This is a genomic window from Hydrogenophaga sedimenti (genome assembly GCF_051857515.1).
Classification (GTDB): domain Bacteria; phylum Pseudomonadota; class Gammaproteobacteria; order Burkholderiales; family Burkholderiaceae_C; genus Hydrogenophaga.
The window spans coordinates 144,092-164,859 of the sequence record NZ_JBPZHA010000011.1; the positions used below are offsets into that span (position 1 = coordinate 144,092).

25 protein-coding genes and 1 pseudogene are annotated in these 20,768 nt (G+C 65.6%); 19 read left to right on the forward strand and 7 right to left on the reverse strand.

From position 1 onward, the window contains the following. Window positions 1–96: 96 nt before the first annotated feature. The 5 genes from argH to ACS5NL_RS17950 all read left to right on the forward strand — a co-directional run bounded on the left by argH (window position 97) and on the right by ACS5NL_RS17950 (window position 4,876). The gene (argH, locus tag ACS5NL_RS17930; RefSeq protein ID WP_439355260.1) at window positions 97–1,530 is read left to right on the forward strand and encodes an argininosuccinate lyase; all 1,434 of its coding nucleotides are present in this window, start codon (window positions 97–99) and stop codon (window positions 1,528–1,530) included. A gap of 5 nt (window positions 1,531–1,535) precedes the next feature. Next, window positions 1,536–2,564, forward strand: a complete 1,029-nt coding sequence (locus ACS5NL_RS17935; protein WP_439355261.1) for a hypothetical protein — start codon at window positions 1,536–1,538, stop codon at window positions 2,562–2,564. Between the two features lie 21 nt (window positions 2,565–2,585). Further along, window positions 2,586–2,777 (forward strand): hypothetical protein, encoded by a 192-nt coding sequence (locus tag ACS5NL_RS17940; protein WP_439355262.1) that lies wholly within the window; start codon window positions 2,586–2,588, stop codon window positions 2,775–2,777. Between the two features lie 2 nt (window positions 2,778–2,779). Beyond that, window positions 2,780–3,628 (forward strand): SPFH domain-containing protein, encoded by an 849-nt coding sequence (locus tag ACS5NL_RS17945; protein WP_439355263.1) that lies wholly within the window; start codon window positions 2,780–2,782, stop codon window positions 3,626–3,628. A gap of 99 nt (window positions 3,629–3,727) precedes the next feature. Continuing rightward, window positions 3,728–4,876 carry an HDOD domain-containing protein gene (locus ACS5NL_RS17950; RefSeq protein ID WP_439355264.1) on the forward strand — a complete coding sequence of 383 codons (1,149 nt, stop codon included), beginning with the start codon at window positions 3,728–3,730 and terminating at the stop codon, window positions 4,874–4,876. Between the two features lie 24 nt (window positions 4,877–4,900). On the opposite strand, the gene ACS5NL_RS17955 is transcribed toward ACS5NL_RS17950, so the two are convergent. Continuing rightward, window positions 4,901–5,236 (reverse strand): DUF805 domain-containing protein, encoded by a 336-nt coding sequence (locus ACS5NL_RS17955; RefSeq protein ID WP_439355265.1) that lies wholly within the window; start codon window positions 5,234–5,236, stop codon window positions 4,901–4,903. Between the two features lie 104 nt (window positions 5,237–5,340). Here ACS5NL_RS17955 and ACS5NL_RS17960 point away from each other — a divergent pair, with 104 nt between their 5' ends. The 5 genes from ACS5NL_RS17960 (at window position 5,341) to ACS5NL_RS17980 (ending at window position 8,988) form a co-directional block, all read left to right on the forward strand. Next, the gene (locus tag ACS5NL_RS17960) at window positions 5,341–5,850 is read left to right on the forward strand and encodes a bacteriohemerythrin (RefSeq protein WP_439355266.1); all 510 of its coding nucleotides are present in this window, start codon (window positions 5,341–5,343) and stop codon (window positions 5,848–5,850) included. 52 nt (window positions 5,851–5,902) lie between these two features. Beyond that, window positions 5,903–6,337, forward strand: coding sequence for an MAPEG family protein (locus ACS5NL_RS17965; protein ID WP_439355267.1), 435 nt, complete (start codon window positions 5,903–5,905; stop codon window positions 6,335–6,337). Between the two features lie 13 nt (window positions 6,338–6,350). After that, window positions 6,351–6,884 carry a DUF2867 domain-containing protein gene (locus ACS5NL_RS17970; protein WP_439355268.1) on the forward strand — a complete coding sequence of 178 codons (534 nt, stop codon included), beginning with the start codon at window positions 6,351–6,353 and terminating at the stop codon, window positions 6,882–6,884. Window positions 6,885–6,894: 10 nt separating this feature from the next. After that, window positions 6,895–7,647, forward strand: a complete 753-nt coding sequence (locus ACS5NL_RS17975; RefSeq protein WP_439355270.1) for an AAA family ATPase — start codon at window positions 6,895–6,897, stop codon at window positions 7,645–7,647. 138 nt (window positions 7,648–7,785) lie between these two features. Continuing rightward, window positions 7,786–8,988: an ammonium transporter gene (locus tag ACS5NL_RS17980; protein WP_439355272.1), complete on the forward strand. Its 1,203-nt coding sequence runs from the start codon at window positions 7,786–7,788 to the stop codon at window positions 8,986–8,988. A 26-nt stretch (window positions 8,989–9,014) separates the two neighbouring features. On the opposite strand, the gene ACS5NL_RS17985 is transcribed toward ACS5NL_RS17980, so the two are convergent. The 4 genes from ACS5NL_RS17985 to ACS5NL_RS18000 form a co-directional block, all read right to left on the reverse strand. After that, window positions 9,015–10,223 carry a C1 family peptidase gene (locus ACS5NL_RS17985; protein WP_439355274.1) on the reverse strand — a complete coding sequence of 403 codons (1,209 nt, stop codon included), beginning with the start codon at window positions 10,221–10,223 and terminating at the stop codon, window positions 9,015–9,017. 38 nt (window positions 10,224–10,261) lie between these two features. Next, a complete protein-coding gene (locus ACS5NL_RS17990) occupies window positions 10,262–10,552 on the reverse strand; it encodes a hypothetical protein (protein WP_439355276.1) in 291 nt (96 codons plus the stop codon). A 91-nt stretch (window positions 10,553–10,643) separates the two neighbouring features. Further along, complete coding sequence (locus ACS5NL_RS17995) at window positions 10,644–10,979, reverse strand: SMR family transporter (protein WP_439355278.1); 336 nt, start codon at window positions 10,977–10,979, stop codon at window positions 10,644–10,646. A 27-nt stretch (window positions 10,980–11,006) separates the two neighbouring features. Next, entirely contained in the window at window positions 11,007–11,441 is a 435-nt protein-coding gene (locus ACS5NL_RS18000) for a DoxX family protein (RefSeq protein ID WP_439355280.1), read from the reverse strand. Window positions 11,442–11,619: 178 nt separating this feature from the next. Here ACS5NL_RS18000 and ACS5NL_RS18005 point away from each other — a divergent pair, with 178 nt between their 5' ends. From ACS5NL_RS18005 to ACS5NL_RS18020, 4 genes are read left to right on the forward strand one after another with little or no spacing between them, the layout of a single operon-like run. Further along, window positions 11,620–11,961, forward strand: coding sequence for a low molecular weight protein tyrosine phosphatase family protein (locus tag ACS5NL_RS18005; protein ID WP_439355282.1), 342 nt, complete (start codon window positions 11,620–11,622; stop codon window positions 11,959–11,961). Further along, the gene (locus tag ACS5NL_RS18010) at window positions 11,958–13,490 is read left to right on the forward strand and encodes an MFS transporter (protein WP_439355285.1); all 1,533 of its coding nucleotides are present in this window, start codon (window positions 11,958–11,960) and stop codon (window positions 13,488–13,490) included. Before ACS5NL_RS18005 ends, ACS5NL_RS18010 begins: the two co-directional genes overlap by 4 nt. Next, entirely contained in the window at window positions 13,487–13,921 is a 435-nt protein-coding gene (locus tag ACS5NL_RS18015) for a hypothetical protein (protein ID WP_439355286.1), read from the forward strand. The genes ACS5NL_RS18010 and ACS5NL_RS18015 overlap by 4 nt, the downstream gene beginning before the upstream one ends. A gap of 50 nt (window positions 13,922–13,971) precedes the next feature. Then, window positions 13,972–14,436, forward strand: a complete 465-nt coding sequence (locus ACS5NL_RS18020) for an energy transducer TonB (protein ID WP_439355287.1) — start codon at window positions 13,972–13,974, stop codon at window positions 14,434–14,436. Here ACS5NL_RS18020 and ACS5NL_RS18025 read toward each other — a convergent pair. Continuing rightward, window positions 14,420–14,629 carry a putative motility protein gene (locus ACS5NL_RS18025; RefSeq protein WP_439355289.1) on the reverse strand — a complete coding sequence of 70 codons (210 nt, stop codon included), beginning with the start codon at window positions 14,627–14,629 and terminating at the stop codon, window positions 14,420–14,422. The genes ACS5NL_RS18020 and ACS5NL_RS18025 overlap by 17 nt on opposite strands. 244 nt (window positions 14,630–14,873) lie before the next feature. Here ACS5NL_RS18025 and ACS5NL_RS18030 point away from each other — a divergent pair. The 4 genes and pseudogenes from ACS5NL_RS18030 (at window position 14,874) to ACS5NL_RS18045 (ending at window position 17,144) form a co-directional block, all read left to right on the forward strand. After that, window positions 14,874–15,169, forward strand: a pseudogene (locus ACS5NL_RS18030) (addiction module antidote protein). Window positions 15,170–15,192: 23 nt separating this feature from the next. Then, window positions 15,193–15,717 (forward strand): HNH endonuclease, encoded by a 525-nt coding sequence (locus tag ACS5NL_RS18035; RefSeq protein WP_439355291.1) that lies wholly within the window; start codon window positions 15,193–15,195, stop codon window positions 15,715–15,717. Window positions 15,718–15,766: 49 nt separating this feature from the next. After that, window positions 15,767–16,351 carry a GNAT family N-acetyltransferase gene (locus ACS5NL_RS18040; RefSeq protein WP_439355293.1) on the forward strand — a complete coding sequence of 195 codons (585 nt, stop codon included), beginning with the start codon at window positions 15,767–15,769 and terminating at the stop codon, window positions 16,349–16,351. Between the two features lie 79 nt (window positions 16,352–16,430). Next, on the forward strand, window positions 16,431–17,144 hold the full coding sequence (locus ACS5NL_RS18045; RefSeq protein WP_439355294.1) for a hypothetical protein: 714 nt from the start codon (window positions 16,431–16,433) through the stop codon (window positions 17,142–17,144). Between the two features lie 303 nt (window positions 17,145–17,447). On the opposite strand, the gene ACS5NL_RS18050 is transcribed toward ACS5NL_RS18045, so the two are convergent. Then, window positions 17,448–18,980, reverse strand: coding sequence for a class I adenylate-forming enzyme family protein (locus ACS5NL_RS18050; RefSeq protein WP_439355296.1), 1,533 nt, complete (start codon window positions 18,978–18,980; stop codon window positions 17,448–17,450). Between the two features lie 109 nt (window positions 18,981–19,089). On the opposite strand from ACS5NL_RS18050, the gene ACS5NL_RS18055 reads away from it, so the two are divergent. Further along, window positions 19,090–20,679, forward strand: coding sequence for a bifunctional aminoglycoside phosphotransferase/ATP-binding protein (locus tag ACS5NL_RS18055; RefSeq protein ID WP_439355298.1), 1,590 nt, complete (start codon window positions 19,090–19,092; stop codon window positions 20,677–20,679). The last annotated feature ends 89 nt before the right edge of the window (window positions 20,680–20,768 follow it).

The window sequence follows — 20,768 nt, forward strand, 5'->3', positions numbered from 1 at the left end:
CGTCGCCGACAACCGTTTTTGAGTCAGCGCGCCCGGTCCACCCCTGCCGGGCGCACACGCCACCCTCCGATCCCCTCTCTCGCCGCTGGCACCACCATGTCCACCAACCAACTCGACAAGAAATCCGAAGCCTGGTCCGCCCTATTCTCGGAGCCCATGAGCGAGCTGGTCAAGCGCTACACCGCCAGCGTGTTTTTCGACAAGCGCCTCTGGCTGGCCGACATCACCGGCAGCCTGGCCCACGCCGAGATGCTGGCCGCACAGAAGATCATCGGCGCCAGCGACCTGGCCGACATCCAGCGCGGCATGGCACAGATCCGCTCGGAAATCGAGGCCGGCGGCTTTGAATGGAAGCTGGATCTGGAAGACGTGCACCTGAACATCGAGGCGCGCCTGACCCAGCTGGTGGGCGACGCGGGCAAGCGCCTGCACACCGGCCGCAGCCGCAACGACCAGGTCGCCACCGACGTGCGCCTGTGGCTGCGCGACGAGATCGACCTGATCTCCGACCTGCTGAAAGAGCTTCAGGTCGCGCTGGTGGATGTGGCCGAAAAGAATGTGGAAGTGATCCTGCCCGGCTTCACCCACCTGCAGGTGGCCCAGCCGGTGAGCTTCGCGCACCACCTGCTGGCCTATGTGGAAATGTTCAGCCGCGACGCCGAACGCATGGCCGACGTGCGCCGCCGCACCAACCGCCTGCCGCTGGGCAGCGCCGCGCTGGCCGGCACCACCTACCCGCTGGACCGCGAGCGCGTCGCCAACACGCTCGGCATGGAAGGCGTGTGCCAGAACAGCCTGGACGGCGTGAGCGACCGCGACTTCGCCATTGAATTCACCGCCGCCGCCAGCCTGTGCATGGTCCACATCAGCCGCTTCTCGGAAGAGCTGATCCTGTGGATGAGCCAGAACTTTGGCTTCGTGAAGATCGCCGACCGCTTCACCACCGGCTCGTCGATCATGCCGCAGAAGAAGAACCCCGACGTGCCCGAACTGGCGCGCGGCAAGACCGGCCGCGTGGTCGGCCACCTGATGGGCCTGATCACCCTGATGAAAGGCCAGCCGCTGGCCTACAACAAGGACAACCAGGAAGACAAGGAACCGCTGTTCGACACGGTGGACACGCTCAAGGACACCCTGCGCATCTTCTGCGAGATGGTGGGCGGCCAGCTGAACCCGGCCACCGGCGCCAAAGAAGGCGGCATCACCGTCAACGCCGCGGCCATGGAAGCCGCCGCCAACAAGGGCTACGCCACCGCCACCGACCTGGCCGACTACTTGGTCAAGAAGGGGCTGCCCTTCCGCGATGCGCACGAGACCGTGGCCCACGCCGTCAAGGCCGCCACGTCGCACAACTGCGACCTGTCCGAACTGCCGCTGACCGTGCTGCAGGGCTTCAATGCGTCGATCGAAAAGGACGTCTACGAATGCCTGAGCCTGCGCGGCAGCCTCAACGCCCGCAACACCCTGGGCGGCACCGCGCCCGTGCAGGTCAAGGCGCAGATTGCGCGCCACCGCAGCCGCCTGGCCTGAGCCCGATGCTGCGCCGACCTGTTCTGCGGCTGGCGCTGCTGCTCGGCCTGGGGCTGGGAGCGGTCGCAGCGCAAGCGCAAACCAGGGCACCGGAACCTCCGGCGCCGCAGTTCCTGAACCGCAGCGAAGCCGCCGCCTTGATGGCTGGTCCGGGCGCGCAGGCCTACTTTGATGCGATGCATGGCCCCGAGCTCCTGGCCAAGACCCGCCAGGACCTGCGGGGGCTGCCACTGACCGAGGCGCGCGAACGCGCAAAAGCCCACTACGCCGCCGAGACACAGGAGTTCTCGGCCGACGAACAGGCGCTGCTGCGCTGGTCGCTGAATGCCTTGTGGCCCACGCTGGCCGACAAGGCCCCGCTGTATGCGCGCACCCCCTGGAAATTCGCCAAGATCAGCGACCGGGTGGAAGGCGGCCTGCCCCACACGCGCGCAGACACCATCGTCTTTGGCGCGGGAATCATGCAGAACCTGCTCGCCGGCTACCGCGCACAGGATCTGGCCCGGCTCCAGGTGTTCCTGAGCTACCTGCTGGTCCACGAGCAGACGCACGTCCTGCAGCGCAGCCACCCGGAGCTCTTTGACGGCCTGAACGCCCGGCTCCTGGGCTTTGTGCGCGTTCCGGCCCTGCAGGTGCCGGCGCTGCTGGACAGCGGCGTGGTCAATCCCGATGCGCCGGTGAGCGAATGGGTTTTCCCGCTGCCCGATGCGCCCGGCCAGGCGGTGCTGCCCTGGCTGCAGCTGGGCAATTTGCAGACGCCCAGCATGCCGCGCGACTTCCAGATGCAGGCGGTGCGCTTCCGCCTGGAACAAGGCCAGTGGCGCCTGCAGGAATCCGACGGGCGCCCGCAGACCGGGCCGCTGCTGGAGGTGCCGGGCTATGCGGGCGCATTCCCCGACCGGAGCAACCTCTACCACCCCCACGAAATTGCCGCGGACCTGCTGGGATACTGGCTGGCCGGCCGGACCGACGCCAGTGCCCAGCACCCGCTGCGCCGCGCACTCCCGGCGTGGGCCGCGCAGGCCCTGAAATAGACGCCCGCCAACGGACGACCCATGCGCCAACTGCTGCTGCTCTTCTTCGCGATCGCTGCGGGCTACGGCCTGTGGGTCGGCACCCGTCCGCTGGTGCGTCCCGAACAGCTGGGGCCGATCAAGCGGCACGGCCTGCGGCTGGTCGCGGTCGCCCTGGTGCTGCTGGCCCTGCTGGTCGTCGCCTACTTCGTTCCTTCCACCAAACTGCTCTGACCATGACTGTCTCCGCCCTGCGCCGACTGGCCGTTCCCGCCACCGCCCTGTTGCTGGCCGCCTGCAGCCAGATCGACACCGGCAATGTCGGCGTGGAGCGCACGCTGGGCAAGGTCGGCACCGAGGCGCTGAACCCCGGCGTGTACTTCACGCTGTTCAAGACCGTCGACGAGTTCACCACCAAGGAAGTCAGCTTCCAGCTCAACGACATGACGCCCAAGAGCCGGGACAACCTGACGATGAAGGACGTCGACATCGACGTCTACTACAAGACCACGCCCGCGGCCGTGCCGGCGCTCTACATCAAGTACCAGGGCGATGTGGTGCAGCACAACCAGATCGTGCAGGGCGGCACCAAAGACCTGGTGGTCGCGTTCAGCCGCGTCTCGCGCGAGGCCCGCGAAGCCATCTACAAGGCCATCGCCGAGCTGGACGCCACCACCATGCACACCAAGCGCACCGAGCTGTCTGAGATGGTCCGCGCCCGGTTGCAGGAGGAACTCGAAAAGAACGATCCGGGCGCCTTCGTGGTGACCGCGGTCAACGTGCGCAACCTGCTCACCGACCCGGCCATCGAAGCGGCGATCCGCTCGCGTGCCGAGACCGATCAGGCGATCGAAAAGAAACGCAAGGAAGTCGAACTGGCCAAGGCCGAGGCCGAACGGCTGATCGTGCAGGCCCAGGGCGAAGCCAAGGCCAACGAAATCATCAGTGCCTCGCTCACGCCGGCGCTCAAGGACATCAAGCTGGCCGAGATCCAGCGCGACACCGCCCTGGCGCTGGCCGGCAAGCCGGGCAACACCGTGTTGCTGGGCGGCAACGCCACACCGTTGATCAACGTCGGCAAGTAAGCGACGCAACCCGCTCAAGACCGGCGGCCAAACGCCGATCTAGACGACAAACAGGTTCGTGGAATGTCCGCGGACCACATCCCTGGACGGAGGTTTGTCGTGTCGCTTCTCATGATGTGGATTGCTGGCGTCCTGGCTCTGGCGCTGGCCTGGTGGTTTTTCCGGCGTCCCGCGCCGTCGGTGACCGCAACGTCCCCGGCCGCCGCCGTCCAGCGTGCCAGCCACCCGGCGCCCAAAGCCCCGGGCACCACCCCGGCGCCGGTCCCGACCTTGCGCGAGGCCATCGCGCCCGTGCCGGAACCCCTGCCCGCCAGCCTGTCGGAATTCCAGTGGCTGGGCGCGCAGGACATGGACCCGGTGCACCGCGACACCCTGCTGACCGCCGTGCGCGGCATTCCGAAGCCCCCGCGCTCGATGCAGAAGCTGCTCTCGCCCGATTTCGTGGCCAGGGCCGGTTCGGCCGAGCTGAGCGACCTGGTGATGGGCGAGCCGCTGATCGCCGCCAAGATCCTCTCGACCGTCAACTCCCCGATCTACGGCCTGCACACGCCCGTGACCAACATCGGTCAGGCGGTCACCTTCCTGGGCATGAACACGGTGCGCAGCATCTGCCTGCAGTACATGCTGGCCGAGGCCTTCAAGCCCAAGCTGGCCGAGGCACAACGCAGCTTCGACGCGATCTGGAAGGCCAGCGCGATCGCCAGCGAACTCTGTGTGCGGCTGGGCAAGGCGCTCAACCTGCCCGACCAGGGCACGCTCTCGACCCAGGTCGTGCTCAGCTTTGTCGGCCAGCTGGCCACCGCCTCCCTCATCCCGATGTCCGGGCTGGAGAAGTGGCTGGAACGCGGCCGCCTGGAGCGCGCCCGCCTGGAGCAGGAGCTGCTCGGCCTGAGCGCGACCGAAATCGGCGGCCTGCTGATGAAGTCCTGGGAACTGCCCGAAGAGCTGGTCAACGACGTCAGCGGTGTCGGCCGCCAGCTGGTCAGCCCCTTCATGTCGACCGACCCGAAACGCGCGCCGCGCTTTGCGCTGGGCTACCTCTGCGCCCGGCTGGGCGAGCGGCTGGCGCTGGGCCAGCTCGACAGCCTCGAAGGCTACAACCCGCTGCAGGACGGCGGCGTGGACACCTACCACCTGCGCGCCAGCCTGGCCCACCCGGCGCTGGCCAAGCTGGACCAGGCCCTGGCCTTGCCCGAGCTGCATGCCGCGATCGACCAGATGCTGGGCCGGGTCACGGCCGAGGCCTGACCCCTTGCCCTACGGTCCTGTGCCTCAGTTCGACGGCGCCGGGCCGTGGGCGTTATCGCCCTCGCTGGGCTGCACAGCCCAGTAGATCAGCAGAATCCAGCCGATCAGCGGGATCAGCGCCACCAGCTGCCACCAGCCGCTCTTGCCGATGTCGTGCAGGCGACGGGCGCCCACGGCCAGCGACGGCAGCAGCGTGGCCAGTGAGAACAGGTTGCCCAGCATGCCGGCCCTGACCGCACCCAGCACGATCGACACCACGATGATGAAGAGCACCCACCACCAGTACTCCGAGCGGCTGGCCCGGCCCTCGAAGCCCACGTATTTGGTGAAACACAGCTTGACCGCGTCGACAAAATTCATGTTGACCTCCTCCAGAACGAGAATTTCATGATAGCCCAGCGACCGGGGCTGGCTTGACCCCGGTCAAGCGCTGCCGACCGGGTTTGCGGCTACAGTGACGCCCCATGGACGCGACCACCACCCACGAAGCCCCCGCCCAGGCCATTGCCGGCCTCGACTGGAACCCGCAACTGCAGACCGGCGACGGCCGCATGGACGACACCCACGAAGAATTCGTGGAGATGCTCAACCGCCTGCTCGCCACCCCGCAGGACCAGCAATTGCCGCTCTACCGCGAGTTCGTCGCCCACACGGTCGAACACTTCGCGCAGGAAGAGCGCTGGATGGTCGCCACCGGCTTCGCGCCCGACAACTGCCACGCCTCGCACCACGCGACCATCCTCGAAACCCTGAATGCCGTGGTCGAACACTACGAACAGGGCGACACCGAGATCATTTCGCGCCTGGCCGAAGCGCTGGTCGAGTGGTTCCCGCAGCACGCCGCCAGCATGGACGCCGGCCTGGCGCTGCACATGAAGGACGTCGGCTTCGACTCGAAGACCGAGACCCTGGCCGACCCGGACCGGGTGCGCCCTGCCACCATGAGCGGCTGCGGCAGCGTCAGCTGCTCGTGAGGCCTGACAGGGCGGCCCGCCGGCCCTGAGCAAGTCCCGCTACAGTGGGCGGATGCCGACGCCGCCCACCCCCGCCGCCCTCTTCGCCCCGGTCTTCGCGCTGGCCGCCTGGACCTTCTGCATCCTGCTGCTGATCGCGTTCCGGCGCCTGCAGGCCGGTTTCAACGGCAGCGTCTCGCCGCGCGAATACGCCCTGGGCGAGTCCGGCCGGGTGACGGCCCCCGTGTCGCTGCCCAACCGCAACTACATGAACCTGCTGGAGCTGCCGCTGCTGTTCTACGTGGCGGTGCTGCTGGCGCACACGACCGCCACCGCGACACCGCTGCTGGTCAACCTGGCCTGGGCCTATGTCGCGCTGCGCATCGTGCACAGCCTGATCCACGTCACCTACAACCACGTGCTGCACCGCTTCCTCGCGTTCGCGGCCAGCAACTTCGTGCTGCTCGGCATCTGGTCGCTGCTGGCCCGTGCCGTGCTGCTGGCCTGACACACACCACCCCATGAACACACCCACCGCCACGCTGCCGCCCGACGGCAGCCGCATCGCCAGCCGCATCGCGGGCGCCGACTTTCACGACGCCTGGAGCATCGACGCGGCCGACCCCTCGCTCAGCGCGCTTGGCCAGTTCCTCAAATCGGTCCGTGCCACCCCGCGCTGGGTCGACACCTGCATGACCCTGCGCAACCGCGCGGTGCAGCTGGTCGGCCTCAAGAACCTGGGCGAGCTCTCGGAAATCGACCCGGCCAAAGCACCCGCCGACTACCGGCCCGGCGACCGCGTCGGCATCTTCACGTTGTTCGAGAACACGCCCGACGAAGTCCTGCTGGGCGACCGCGACAAACACCTGGACGTGGTGCTCTCGGTGCATTGCGCGCGCAGGGAAGGCCAGCCGGTGCGCGTGACCGTCACCACGGTCGTGCATACCAAGAACCGGCTCGGGCGGCTGTACATGCTGCCGGTCAAGCCCATGCACAAGCTGATCGCTCCGTCGGTGCTGCGGGCCATCGGCGCGCCCGATCGCGCCGCTGCCTGAACCGCCGGCCATGCTCGCCAGCCATTTCGTCCAGCGCATCTCCCTGCGGCGCGACACGGTCGAGCACTTCGATCGCTACCCGTTCAACCTGCAGGCCGTGCGTCACCTCGACGTGCTGGAGCCGCACCCGAAGGTCACCTTCTTTGTCGGTGAAAACGGCTCCGGCAAATCGACGCTGCTGGAAGCCATCGCGGTCGCGCTGGGCTTCAACCCCGAAGGCGGCTCGCGCAACTTCCACTTCGATACCCGCCCCTCGCACTCCGAGCTGCATGCCCACCTGCGCATCGCCAAAGGCTACAAGCGCCCGCGCGACGGATTCTTCCTGCGTGCCGAGAGCTTCTTCAACGTGACCACCAACATCGAACAGATGGACGCCGACCCGGCGCCCGCACCACCGGTGATCAACAGCTACGGCGGCGTCTCCCTGCACGAGCAGTCGCACGGCGAGTCGTTCATGGCGCTGATGATGAAGCGCTTCGGCGGCCAGGGCCTGTACCTGCTGGACGAACCCGAAGCCGCCCTCTCGCCCCAGCGCCAGCTTGCCGCGCTCGCCCGCCTGCACGACCTGGTGCGCGACGGTTCGCAGTTCATCATTGCCACCCACTCGCCCATCCTGATGGCCTATCCCGACGCCTGGATCTACCGCTTCGATGGCGAGGGAGTGCAGCGGGTCGACTACGAAGACACCGAACATTTCCAGGTCATGCAGACCTTCATGCGCGACCCGCAGCGCATGGTGCGCTCACTCATCGGGCCAGACTGACCGCACCAAGACAGGATGCACTGCACCATCCTGGCTTATTTGGCGTAGTTTTTGCTAGATCGTGGTGCGATTCGCCATGCAGACCCTGTTTTGGCGCCAATCACGCACCAAAACAAGTTTTCTGCACGGAGATTTCACATGGACGCACTGAAACAGGGCGCAGATGCCCTGTTCATCCTGTTGGGCGGCATCATGGTCCTGGCGATGCACGCCGGATTTGCCTTTCTTGAACTCGGCACGGTCCGCAAGAAGAACCAGGTCAACGCCCTGGTCAAGATCCTGGTCGACTTCTCGGTCTCGACCATTGCGTACTTCATCGTCGGCTATGGTGTTGCCTACGGCACGCATTTCTTCATCGGCGCCGAACAACTCGCCCAGAAGAACGGCTACGAGCTGGTCAAGTTCTTCTTCCTGCTGACCTTCGCCGCCGCCATCCCGGCCATCATTTCCGGCGGCATCGCCGAACGCGCCAAGTTCTGGCCGCAACTGATCGCAACGGCCGTCATCGTCGGCGTTGTGTACCCGTTTTTTGAAGGCATCGCCTGGAACGGCCACTTCGGCGTGCAGGCCTGGATCGAGGCCACGACCGGCGCCAGCTTCCACGACTTCGCCGGCTCGGTGGTCGTGCACGCGGTCGGCGGCTGGATCGCCCTGCCCGCGGTGGTCTTCCTGGGCGCCCGCGCCAACCGCTACCGCAAGGACGGCGGCGTTTCGGCCCACCCGCCGTCGAACATCCCCTTCCTGGCGCTGGGTGCCTGGATCCTGTGTGTCGGCTGGTTCGGCTTCAACGTGATGAGCGCACAGACGCTGGACAAGATCTCCGGTCTGGTCGCGGTCAACTCGCTGATGGCGATGGTCGGCGGCACGCTGGCCGCGCTGATCGCCGGCAAGAACGACCCCGGCTTCGTGCACAACGGCCCGCTGGCCGGCCTGGTGGCCGTCTGCGCCGGCTCGGACCTGATGCACCCGCTGGGCGCCCTGGTCGTCGGCGTGGTCGCCGGCCTGCTGTTTGTCTCGATGTTCACGCTGACGCAGAACCGCTGGAAGATCGACGACGTGCTCGGCGTCTGGCCGCTGCACGGTCTGTGCGGCACCTGGGGCGGCATTGCGGCCGGCCTCTTCGGCCAGAAGGCGCTCGGCGGCCTGGGCGGCGTGAGCTTCGGCGCGCAGCTGATCGGCACCGCCATGGGCGTGACCTGGGCGCTGCTGGGCGGCGCGGTGGTCTACGGCGTGCTCAAGGCCACGCTGGGCATCCGTCTCGACCAGGAAGAAGAGTACGAAGGCGCCGACCTGACGATCCACAAGATCAGCGCCACGCCCGACCGCGAAGTGAGCTGGTGAGCGCCGCCTGAGGGCGCCCGGCGCCCTCACTTCTTTTTCTTGCGGCCCGGCTCTTCCTCTTCCTCTTCCTCTTCCTCTTCCTCTTCCTCTTCCTCTTCCTCTTCCTCTTCCTCTTCGTCTTCTTCGTCTTCTTCGTCGTCGCCCTCTTCCTCGCCCTCGTCGACGGTGTAGTCGTAGCCGTCCTCGCCAGCGAACTCCTCTGACAAGGCGTCGAGTGCTTCCAGGAACGCCGCCTGGTCCTCGACCAGCAGGTAGAACTCGCCGAATTGGATGAAGCTGCCGTCCTTGTCTTCGTCGACCTCCCAGTCGAAGAAGTAGTCGTCCTCCGACTCGACCCACTCGTCGAGCAGCGCTTCGAGCCGCTCCAGGAACCCGTCGGAGTCTTCGGTGTAGACGTAGTAGTCAGAGAGCTGCAGGTACTCGTCGTCGTAGAAATACGAGTCGTCGCCTTCGACCTCGACACCCTCGCTGTAGTCCAGGTTCTGCACCGACTTGATCACCCAGCTGTCGTGCGCGTTGTGGCTGTCGTGCATCACGTAGTCGTACGGGATGTAGCAGTAGCCCTTGTCGCCCCACTCCTCGCCCCAGGAGTTGCGCACGATGAACACGCGGTCGATGTCCGAGTAACCCACGCACAACATGGCGTGCCAGCCGTGCGTCTTGCGGGTCTCGGCGTTGTCCTTGGGCATCGGCACCCGGCCCTTGTTGCGGCTGGCGTCGTCGAAGTTCTTGAAGGTGTTGAGTGCGAACGCGATCGGGAAACCCGCCGCCAGCGTTTCTTTCCAGAGCTGCAGGTCGGTGTCCACCGCCTCGGCCTCGACGATGCAGAACTCGCCGCCCTGCGTGTAGGCGTCCTCGTGCGGCTCGTCGTTGATCATGTCCTCGTCGTTGGGCCACATCTGCTCGGAGCAGGCACCGTACTCCATCAGCCCCTTGATCGCGGTGTGCATGTAGGAGCCACCGTCTTCGTCCTGGCTCTCGTCCAGGTAGCGCGCGTTGTAGTAGATGTAGAGGCGGCTGACGTCTTCCGAATCGCCCAGTTCCCGCTTGGCCAGGTACTCGTAGGCGCCGGCCATCGCGTTGGCCACGCAGCTGTTGCCCACCTGGCTCTCGATCGAGGTCAGGAACTTGCGCAGATCCACCCGCTGCGGCAGCGCCTTGCTGTGGTTGCGTTCCCTGCGCTTGGCGTCCTCAGGAACCTTGCCGATCTTGTAGCCGCCGTACCGCTTGTCCATGTTGTGTATGCCTGTTGAGAAAATGAAATGTCGATGCGTCAGGTCAGGCTGCTGGACATCATGAACAGCACCACCAGCAGGGCCACGAACAGCAGCGGCACACAGGCCACGCCCAGCGCCCACAGGTACAGACCCTTGTAGAACAGCACCCAGGAAGCGATCTGCGTCACGACGATCGAAGCCGGGATCGCCAGCACCGTCCCGAACAGCGTCCAGGTGCGGGTGGTCGCCCCGGAGTCGAACATCATGGGAGACATCAGCGCCATGTACAGCGCCGGCAGCAGGGCCAGCGACGCGACGATGTTGACGATGACGACCAGTGACTTCATGGGGAGGCTCCGTGCGTCCGGCCCACCCGTCGCATCTGCAACAAAGTGTAAACAATCGCCGCGCGCACGGCTGTGCGGAATTGCCCGGAAATCAGTGCGCGACCGAGCGCGAGAACAGGTTGATCACCAGCACGCCCGCGATGATCAGCCCCATGCCGGCCAGCGCGGGGCCGTCCAGCGACTGCTTGAACACCACCCAGCCGATCAGCGAGATCAGCACGATCCCGACGCCCGACCAGATCGCGTAGACCACGCCCGTGGGCATGCTGCCCAGCGTCTGCGCCAGACAGTAGAACGACACCCCGTACCCGATCACGGTGGCCACGCTGGGCCACATGCGGGTGAAGCCGTCGGAGGCCTTGAGCATGCTGGTCGCGATCACCTCGGCCACGATGGCCGCGGCGAGGAAAAGGTAGGCGGATTTCATGGGGAGCAGCCTACCTCAAGAAAGACGTCAGGCGCCGGCAGTCCCCGCCCCCGACGGCGTGCGGCCGGCGCGCCAGGCGTCCAGGCTCCACGAACCACCACCCGCCGCCGCCAGGTAGAGAAAGACGAAGGAGAACAGCACCGCGGCCTCGCCCTGGTTCAGGAACGGCACCAGCACATTGCCGCTCGGTGCGTGGCCGAGGAAATAGGCAAAGGCCAGCTGGCCGGACAGCACGAAAGCCACCGGCCGCGTGAACAGGCCCAGCAGCAACAGCGCGCCGCCAACCACCTCCAGGATGCCGGCCACACCGATCAGCGAAAACAGCGGCAACCCGTTGAAGAGATCCACGTGGGGAACGCCAAACAGCTTGGCCGAGCCATGCTGCAGGAGCAGGTAGGCGGACACGATGCGCAGCACCGACAGCACGCGGGGCGCGAGAGCAGGGGATTGCAGGATGGACATGATGTGAGACCTGTGTGGAGTGGATGGATGAAGAAGGCACGCGCCGGCCCCTTTCCGGGACCGCCCAGCCATTCTGGACAGCGCCCCGCCGCAGGAGAACCAACCACTTCTCAGATGCTTATGCGCAAACTAGGTTCGCATGAGCCGCCGACATGCGCATCGAAAGTACGATCTCGCGATGTCCGCCCCGCGCCTGAACGTCCTCTTCGTCTGCAGCCGCAACCAGTGGCGCAGCCCCACGGCCGAGCAACTCTGGCGCCGGCACCCGCGCCTGAACGTGCGCTCGGGTGGCACCAGCCCCAGCGCGCGCCACACCGTCGCGGACGCCGACATCGACTGGGCCGACGTGGTGATCGTGATGGAGCAGAAACACAAGTCCCGGCTGGTCGCGGACTTCGGTGCCCTTCTGGCAGACAAGCCCGTTCACGTGCTCGACATCCCCGACGAGTACAAGTACATGGACCCCGAGCTGGTCGAGCTGCTGGAGCAGTCGGTCGGCAGCCTTTTGAACATCGAATGACCACCCACTCCAAAGCCACCCCCCGCGAATGGTGGGGCTTGGCCGTGATCGCCCTGCCCTGTCTGGTCTATGCCATGGACCTGACGGTGCTCAACCTCGCGGTGCCGGCGCTCAGCCGCGCACTCGCGCCCAGCGCCTCGCAGCTGCTGTGGATCATCGACATCTATGGCTTTCTGGTCTCCGGCTTTCTGATCACCATGGGCACGCTGGGCGACCGCATCGGGCGCCGCCGCCTGCTGCTGATCGGCGCGACCTTCTTCGCGGCTGCCTCGGTGCTGGCCGCGTTTGCGCGCACGCCGGCCGAGCTGATCGTGCTGCGCGCGCTGCTGGGCATTGCCGGCGCGACGCTGGCGCCGTCCACGCTCTCGCTGATCCGCAACATGTTCCACGACGAAACGCAGCGCCAGTTCGCCATCGGCGTGTGGATCACCGCGTTCTCGGTCGGCAGCGCCATCGGCCCGCTGGTGGGCGGCTGGCTGCTGGAGCATTTCTGGTGGGGCTCGGTGTTCCTGCCCGCGGTGCCGGTGATGGTGCTGCTGCTGGTGCTGGGGCCGCGACTGCTGCCCGAGTACCGCGACGAGGACGCTGGCCGCATCGACGCGGCCAGCGTGCTGCTCTCGCTGGCCGCCGTGCTCGGCACCATCTACGCCATCAAGGCCATGGCCGAGGCCGGCCCCAGCGCGGCGCGGCTGGCGCTGCTGGCCGCGGGCGTGGCGGTGGGCTGGGTGTTCGTGCGGCGCCAGCGGGTGATCGACTACCCGCTGCTGGAGCTGCGGCTGTTCGCCATCCCGACCTTTCGCACCGCCATCGTGGCCTATGCGCTGTCGTGCCTGGCCATGTTCGGTGTCTACATCTTCATCGCGCAGTACCTGCAGATGGTGCTGATGCTCACGCCGCTGCAGGCCGGCTGGGCCACCGTGCCCTGGGCGGGCGGCTTCGTGTTCGGCTCGATGGTGCTGGCGCCGCGCATGGCCGCGCGCTACGGCCCCGGCCCGGTGATGGTCTGGGGCCTGGCCGCGGCCGCCGTGGGCATGCTGCTGATGGTGGGGGCCGACGGTCCGTGGGCGCTGTGGGTGCTGGTGGCCGGCATGGTCGTGGTCAGCCTGGGCATGGCGCCGGTGTTTGCGATCGGCACCGAACAGATCATCACCGCGGCACCGCCCGAGCGCGCGGGCGCGGCCTCGTCCATCGCCGAGACCGCCTCGGAGTTCAGCGGCGCGCTGGGCATCGCGCTGTTCGGCAGCGCGGGCACGCTCATCTACCGCCACCAGCTGGGCGGCGCGGGGCTGGCCGAGGTGCCGGCGCAGGCACAAAGCACGCTCGGCGGCGCCCTCGAAGCCGCCAACCACTTGTCGCCCGACGCGGCCCGGGCGCTGGTGAGCGCCGCGCAGGCCGCCTTCACCGATGCGCTGCAGTTCACGGCGCTGGTCAGCAGCGTACTGGTGCTGCTTGCCAGTGTGCTGGCGGCGCGCATGCTAAAACGGGACTCCGGGCGTTTTGACGACTCACACAGGGACAACACCACATGAAACGACGACTCTCACGCATCCTGATCGCTGCAACGCTGACCATCTGCAGCGCGACATCATTCGCTCAGGGTCTGGCGACCTTTCCGGAGATTCGAAAGGTCACGGATGCCGCCATGGAACTCGCTGGCAAAGGCGACATCGACGCTGCCCTCAAGAGCTTCCGTCATCTGACGATCATCCCCAAGGCCGAGTTCGACTCGATGCTCGCGCAGTCTGCCGCTTACCTCCCCACGGTGGCCACCCGATATGGCAACCCTATTGGTCAGGAGTTCATCGAAGAGAAATGGGTCGGCAAGTCCATGGTCCGACTGACCTACCTTCAGAAGTACGACAACCAAGCCATGCCTTGGGTCTTCTTCTGCTATCAAGGGAAGAGCGGATGGGTGATCCACACGTTCCGCTACAACGACAAGCCGCAAGACTTGTTCTGAAAGGCGATGCCAACGGGCACGCCAGAACCAAAAGATCGCCAGGTCCTGCCATGCCATTCACCCAAGCCCGCTTCACCGCCGCACTGGTGACCCTGACTCTTCTGGGTGCTTGTGCCCAGCCCCTTGGCGGAACCACTTACCGCGTGGGGAACAACCCGGAGTTCCTGAGCAGCCAGGATGCACAGCGCGAACTGATCCGCGAGACGCTGGAACACCAGATCAAGCCGCCGCTGGACAAACCGCTTCAGCTGCTCAACGCGGCGTTGCCGGGATACCCGATCAAGGCGTTGCGGCAGAGGATTGAAGGCAAGGTGGCGCTGCAGTTCGACGTCCTGGCGGACGGCTCCGTGAGCAACGTGACCGTGGTCGAAAATCCGAACGACGAGCTCTCGGCGGCTGCGCGCGAAGCGGTCGCCCAATGGAAGTTCAGCCCCATCACGCGCAACGGCGCGGGCGCCACGTTGAAGTTCGCTTTCGCCTACCGGTTCGAACTCGACGTCACACCATCGCGTTGACCTTCGTCCCTACCGAGCCGCCGCTGGCCAGCGGCAGGCTGCCCGCCACCGAGTTCAGCAGCGTGGCCGAGGCCGACTCCTGCAGGTCCATCGCTTTCTTCAGCACATGCACCTGGGCCGCCTCGGCGACCGAGCCCTGGCGGGACTGGACCACGCGGTCGACGAGCAGAGCGGGGGAGATTTCGATGTCCATGGCGAATCCTTTGAAGGTGTTCAGCCTTTATCGGCGAGCGCCCGGTTCGCTTGAGCCGCCCGGCTTGCCTCCCTGGTAACAAACCGAACACAATGGCCGCAGAGCCATTCCGGCCAGAAAACACGCCGCCCGGGGAGGGAGCGACATGCATCCAGAGGCACCGCCGCGCCGGTTCGACATCCGCATCGACCGCGCACTCACGCACCCGCAGGTGATCGCCCTGCTCGAAGAACACCTCGCCGGCATGCGCGCCGAGTCGCCGCCCGAATGTGTGTTCGCGCTCGACCTCGACGGCCTGCGCCGGCCCGAGATCACCTTCCTCACCGCCTGGCGCACCGATGTACCCGACGACGCAGCAGGAATCGCCCGAGCGAAGGGCGATATCGCCCTCGCCAAAGGATGACCCAGGTCGCCCGCGATAGCGGTCTGAGCCGCGAGAGCCTGTATAAGGCACTGAACGAGAACGGGAACCCAAGCTTTGCGACCGTGCTCAAGGTGGCGAAGGCGCTGGGGGTCCAGCTTCGGGCACATGCGAGCTGACGAATGTCCAGAATGCACAACTTATGAAGCAACTAGAGCGACTTCTGCATCAACAAGGCGACAGATGCTTTTTCTGCAAGGGGTCGATTCCTCCCGGCGAAGAAAGTGTTGAGCACCTTAACGCTTTGTCCAACGATGGGCTGAAGGACGACACAAACTGCGTTGTTTGTTGCAAGGCATTCAACGCGGTCCTTGGCAACCTGTCCATCAAAGATAAATTCCGCGTGGTCCTGAACTATGACGGCGTCCCGAGATGTCCAGCTGGCAAGGAGAACAGCTCAGAAGCATCTAAAGAAGCCAGCCGCATTGCAACCACCCTCTCTCCTGAGTTGAAGCAAGCGACAGACTTGGTCGTGGACAACTTAAAACGACGTGGCACTGACCGTCCAAAGAGAAAAACCAAGCTCGCCAGCACCATCAAGTCAATACTTCAAGGACAAACGACCGTCGCCCCAGAAGACGTCGTCGAGCAGTTGGTCCATCAGGACGTGGTGGTCATTGAGGGAACGAAAGTCACCTATCCAGGCTTTGCCGACGAAGGAGGCTGATCATCGAAGTCGCTCTGCCGGGACGAAACGAGTCAAGAGGGAATAGAACATGACGGCCAATAATTCACAGGGAGCGGTTGACATCCGCATCGACCGCGCACTCACGCACCCGCAGGTGATCAGCCTGCTCGAAGAACACCTCGCCGGCATGCGCGCCGAGTCGCCGCCCGAATGTGTGTTCGCGCTCGACCTCGACGGCCTGCGCCGACCCGAGATCACCTTCCTCACCGCCTGGCGCCTGCCGGCGGGCGCCTCACCCGACACCCCTGCCGGCGCCGAAGGCGAACTGGTCGCCATGGGCGCCCTCAAGGAACTGACGCCCACCACCGCCACCGAAGGCGGCCACGGCGAACTCAAGTCCATGCGCACCAGCGCGCGCCACCTGCGCCAGGGCGCCGCGCAAGCCATCCTCACCGAACTGCTCAGGCTCGCCCGCGAGCGCGGCTACGCGCGCGTCAGCCTGGAAACCGGCAGCACACCAGCGTTTGAACCAGCGATCGCGATGTACCGGCGGTTCGGGTTTGTGGAATGTGGGCCGTTTGCGGATTACCGGGAGGATCCGTTTAGTCGGTTTATGGCGTCAGAAATCTATTCAGCAGCAACCCAAGAAACACATTGCAATCCGCTGACATAGGGGCCTGATTTCTACTTCAACACTGATCCAGAACACACATTCTGAATCAACAAAGACTCTCATCAAAAAGGCGCTAAAAGTGAGCTCCTTCCCAAGACGCGGTCACTTCCGCACAGCCCCCAGTGGCGAAAAGACCTGGGTTCGACCACACACTGTAGATCGAACAAACAATCCTTCCCTGTCAAGCTGGCTACCACAACAGAAATTTGTTGCATTTCAAAACCGAACAACCAACAAAAAACCAAATAAAACAATTAACGCATCGCCATCAGAAGGACGACACTATCTATTAAACCCTAACGCTTCTTGTCCAGTTTGTGGCGCTAACGTCTTTTTTTACAAGTCTCCTTATGACGGTCGAGTATTTTTTGATGAACTTGGACCACCTTGGAGTAAACATCCCTGCACTATTTTTTATGAAGAAGAAATTCCAGGGCCATCAACCTGCGCACAAGAGGAGGCAGCTTGGAAAAAAAATGGATGGCGTTATATAGCCAGCCCACGAGCAACAAGATACGGCCAATTTACTGAGCTAAAGGGATACTCCAAGGGATCAAGAATACTTCTTTATCTACCACTTAGTATAGAAACCATTGAGTCGGAAGACACACACATTCACTTCAAGACCAACAAAAATCAAATTGACATATCTTTTTACTCATTCTCAATGGGCCACATCGAAACAAAAGCATACGATCAACCGAGAACATACTTCATCTTTCGTCTAGCAACGAGCATCCAAAGAATCGCAATAACTCGACAAACAAAAGCGCTTACTTCAGAGAACAGATAGCACCTTAAGCCCGGTCATTGCGGGCCAAACCGCAAAATTCAATTCAAAACAATGGATGCCCCTCCTAAGGTGCAACTAGCTTCTGACCTAGCTCAAATCAACCTTGGCACAGCTTCCAAAAGCTTGAGCAAGCTGCAAGGATGGGCCATCGATGCGGACCACCAAAATTCAACAGTAGGCGAGAGTAGGGCGGCTATCGCTTCACTGGGGCGCAAGCGCCTAACAACCTAATGATTGAGCGCGCCGCGCAAGAATGGACAGTTCGCAACTCAACTAAATAGACGCTCCAATAGGCCGGCGCCTCTACGGTTGCCAGAGCAGCTCCCGCAACACCGTCTTCAACACCTTCCCATAGTTGTTCTTCGGCAGCGCCTCGACGAACTCGTACCGCTTGGGCCGCTTGAAGCGGGCGATCTGGTCCAGGCAGAAGGCGTCGAGCACCGTTGAATCGAGCGCCGCGCCCGGCTGCGGCACCACGAAGGCCACCACGATTTCGCCCCATTCGGGGTCGGGCGCGCCGACCACGGCGACTTCGGCCACGCCGGGTGCGTGCAGCAGCACCTCTTCCACCTCGCGCGGGTAGATGTTGCTGCCGCCGCTGATGATCAGGTCCTTGCTGCGGTCCTTGAGGGTGAGGAAGCCGTCGGCGTCGAGTGCGCCCATGTCGCCGGTCCAGAGCCAGCCGTCGCGGATGGCCGCCTGGGTGGCCTCGGGGTTCTGCCAGTAGCCGCTCATGACGCTGTCGCCCTGGATCAGCACTTCACCCACCTCTCCCACGGGCAGCGGCTGACCGTCCGGCCCCGCGACGCGGATGCGCACGCGCGTCTGCGCCACGCCGACGGAGGCGATGCGCGCTTCGTGCCGCGGGTGCGCGGTGTCGGCCAGGTGGGCGCGGCTGAGGGCGGTGCCGGTCATGGGGCTTTCGCCCTGGCCGTAGATCTGCACGAAGCGCGGGCCCATGGTGCGCAGCGCGCGGCGGATGTCGGCGGCGTACATGGGCGCGCCGCCGTAGACGATGGTCTTGACGCTCTGGCCGCACTGTTCGGGCGTGAGGCCCTGCGCCTCGGCCTCGTCGACGATGCGTTTGACGATGGTCGGGGCGGCGAACAGCGAGAGCGGGCCGAGGGCGCGACCCAGCTCGAACAGTTCGGCGGCGTCGAAACCGCCCGAGGCGGGCACCACGTGTCGCGCGCCGGCCATGAGGTGCGGAATCGCGTAGAGGCCGGCGCCGTGCGACATGGGCGCGGCGTAGGCGATGGCGTCGCCCGGATCGACGTGATCGACATCGTTGAAGTAGCCCAGGCCCATGGTGAGCAGGTTGCGGTGCGTGATCATCACGCCCTTGGGCCGGCCGGTGGTGCCGCTGGTGTAGAACAGCCAGGCGGTGTCGCCGGGGGCTCGTTCTTCTATATGTAAGAGGCCTTCGCCTTCGTGGAGCCAGGCGTCGCACTCGGCGCTGTCGGCGTCGGTCACGCCGTCCAGCCCGGTGAGTTCGGCCGGGTCGGGGACGATGTCCGAGGTCACGAAAGCCCGCCGCGCGCCCGCGTTCTCCACGATCCACTGCACTTCCTTGAGGTGCAGCTTGGCGTTCACCGGCACCGCCACCAGCCCGGCCCACCAGGCGCCGAACAGCAGCTCCAGGTAACGCGGGTGGTTGCGCATGAACAGCACGACGCGCTCGCCCGGCTGCAAACCGGATTTTCTCAGGTGAGCGCCCACTCGCGCGGAGCGGTCGGCCCACTGGGCGTGGGTGGCGACGACCTGGGTGCCGCTGAAGATCGCGGGGCGGTCCGGGTGTTCGAGGGCCTTGCGCTGCAGCAGGTGGGCGAGGTTCATGGGGCGGCCTCTAAAGGAAGGGGTGCGGGTGGGCGCATTGTCGGCGCCGGCGCACGGGCAAGCTGTCGCGTCAGGCTGGCAGAAGGTGTACGGCCTTACAGTGGTTCGCATGAGCGACACCCTGCCCCCGCTGATCACCGCCCTGCTGGACCCGGCGCGGTACCCGCACGCCGTCGAGCGGGTGGCGCTGATGCAGACGCACGGCGGCTGGGTGCTGCTGGCGGGGGAGTTCGCCTACAAGATCAAGAAGCCGGTGCGCTTTCCGTTCATGGACTTCGGCACGCTGGGCGCGCGGCGCCACGCCTGCGAGACCGAGATCCGGGTCAACCGGCGCTTCCAGTCGCACGACAAGCCGGCCACCCAGCTCTATCTCGGCGTGTTGCCCATCGTCGGCACGCCGGACGACCCGCGCTGGGGCGAGGCCGGCACCGATGGGGCTGTCCAGCCGGCGATCGAGTTCGCGGTGCAGATGCGGCGCTTCGACGAAGCCGCGCGGCTGGACCACCTCTGCGCGCGCGGCGCGCTGACGGCGGACCACATCGGCGGGCTGGCGCGGCGCATGGCGGCGTTCCAGGCGCGGGCTGCGGCGGCCGACAAGGCCAAACCCTGGGGCCACGCGGCGGCGGCGATGCGCTGGCCGCGCGACAACTTCACCACGCTGCGTTCGCTGCTGCAGGCGCCCGACGACGCGGCGCGGGTGCGCGCGCTGAGCGACTGGACCGAGCAGCGTTTCATCGCGATCGAGCCGCTGCTCTCGCGGCGGCGCCAGAAGGGCCGTGTGCGCGAGGGGCACGGCGACCTGCACCTGGCCAACCTCGTGCTGATCGAAGACGAGGTGCTGCCGTTCGACGCCATCGAGTTCAACGACGAGCTGCGCTGGATCGACGTCGCGAGCGACATGGCGTTTGCCTGGATGGACCTGCTCGACCACGACCGGCCGGGGCTGGCGAACGGCTTGTTCAGCGAGTGGCTGGACGCCAGCGGCGACGTGTCGGCGCCCAGCGTCTGGAGCTTCTTCGCCAGCTACCGGGCTGGCGTGCGGGCCAAGGTGGCGGCCATCCGTGCGGGACAGCAGGCCGGCACCCCGGAGGCGGATCAAAGCCTGGATGAAGCGCGGCGTTACCTCGCGCTGGCCGACCGGATCGCACACCCGCCGCAGCCGCAACTGGTCATCACGCACGGTCTCTCGGGCAGCGGCAAGACCTGGGCCTCGGGCCAGTGGCTGCAGGCCGAGGCCAGCGGCCGCGCGATCCGCCTGCGTTCGGACGTGGAGCGCAAACGGCTGCATGGCGTGAGCCCGCTGGCGGCCAGCGGCTCGGGCCTGAACGAAGGCCTCTACCGCCCGCAGGCGCACGAAGAGACCTACGCCTCGCTGCGCAAGCGCGCCCGCATGCTGCTGCACGACGGCTGGTCGGTGATCGTGGACGCGGCCTTTCTGCGCGAGGCCGAGCGCCAGGCTTTTGCCGAGCTGGCGCAGGCCGAGGGCTGCCCGTTCCACATCCTGGCCTGCGAGGCCCCGCCCGACGAACTGCGGCGGCGCATCGGCGCACGGCAGGCCGCGGGCACCGACGCGTCGGAGGCGACGCTGGCGGTGCTGGAGCAGCAGTTCGGCTGGCTGGAGCCGCTGACCGATGGCGAACGGGCCAGCGTTGTCGGCGCCGTCCTACGCGCGGTGGAGCGCCCGACCGACAGCCGCTGAGCCGCACCGTTCCTACACTGAACCCATCGCATCCCGCAACGGTCTGCGATGCCTTCAGTCCCCGGTTGGCCATGTTCGCCGACCACTCA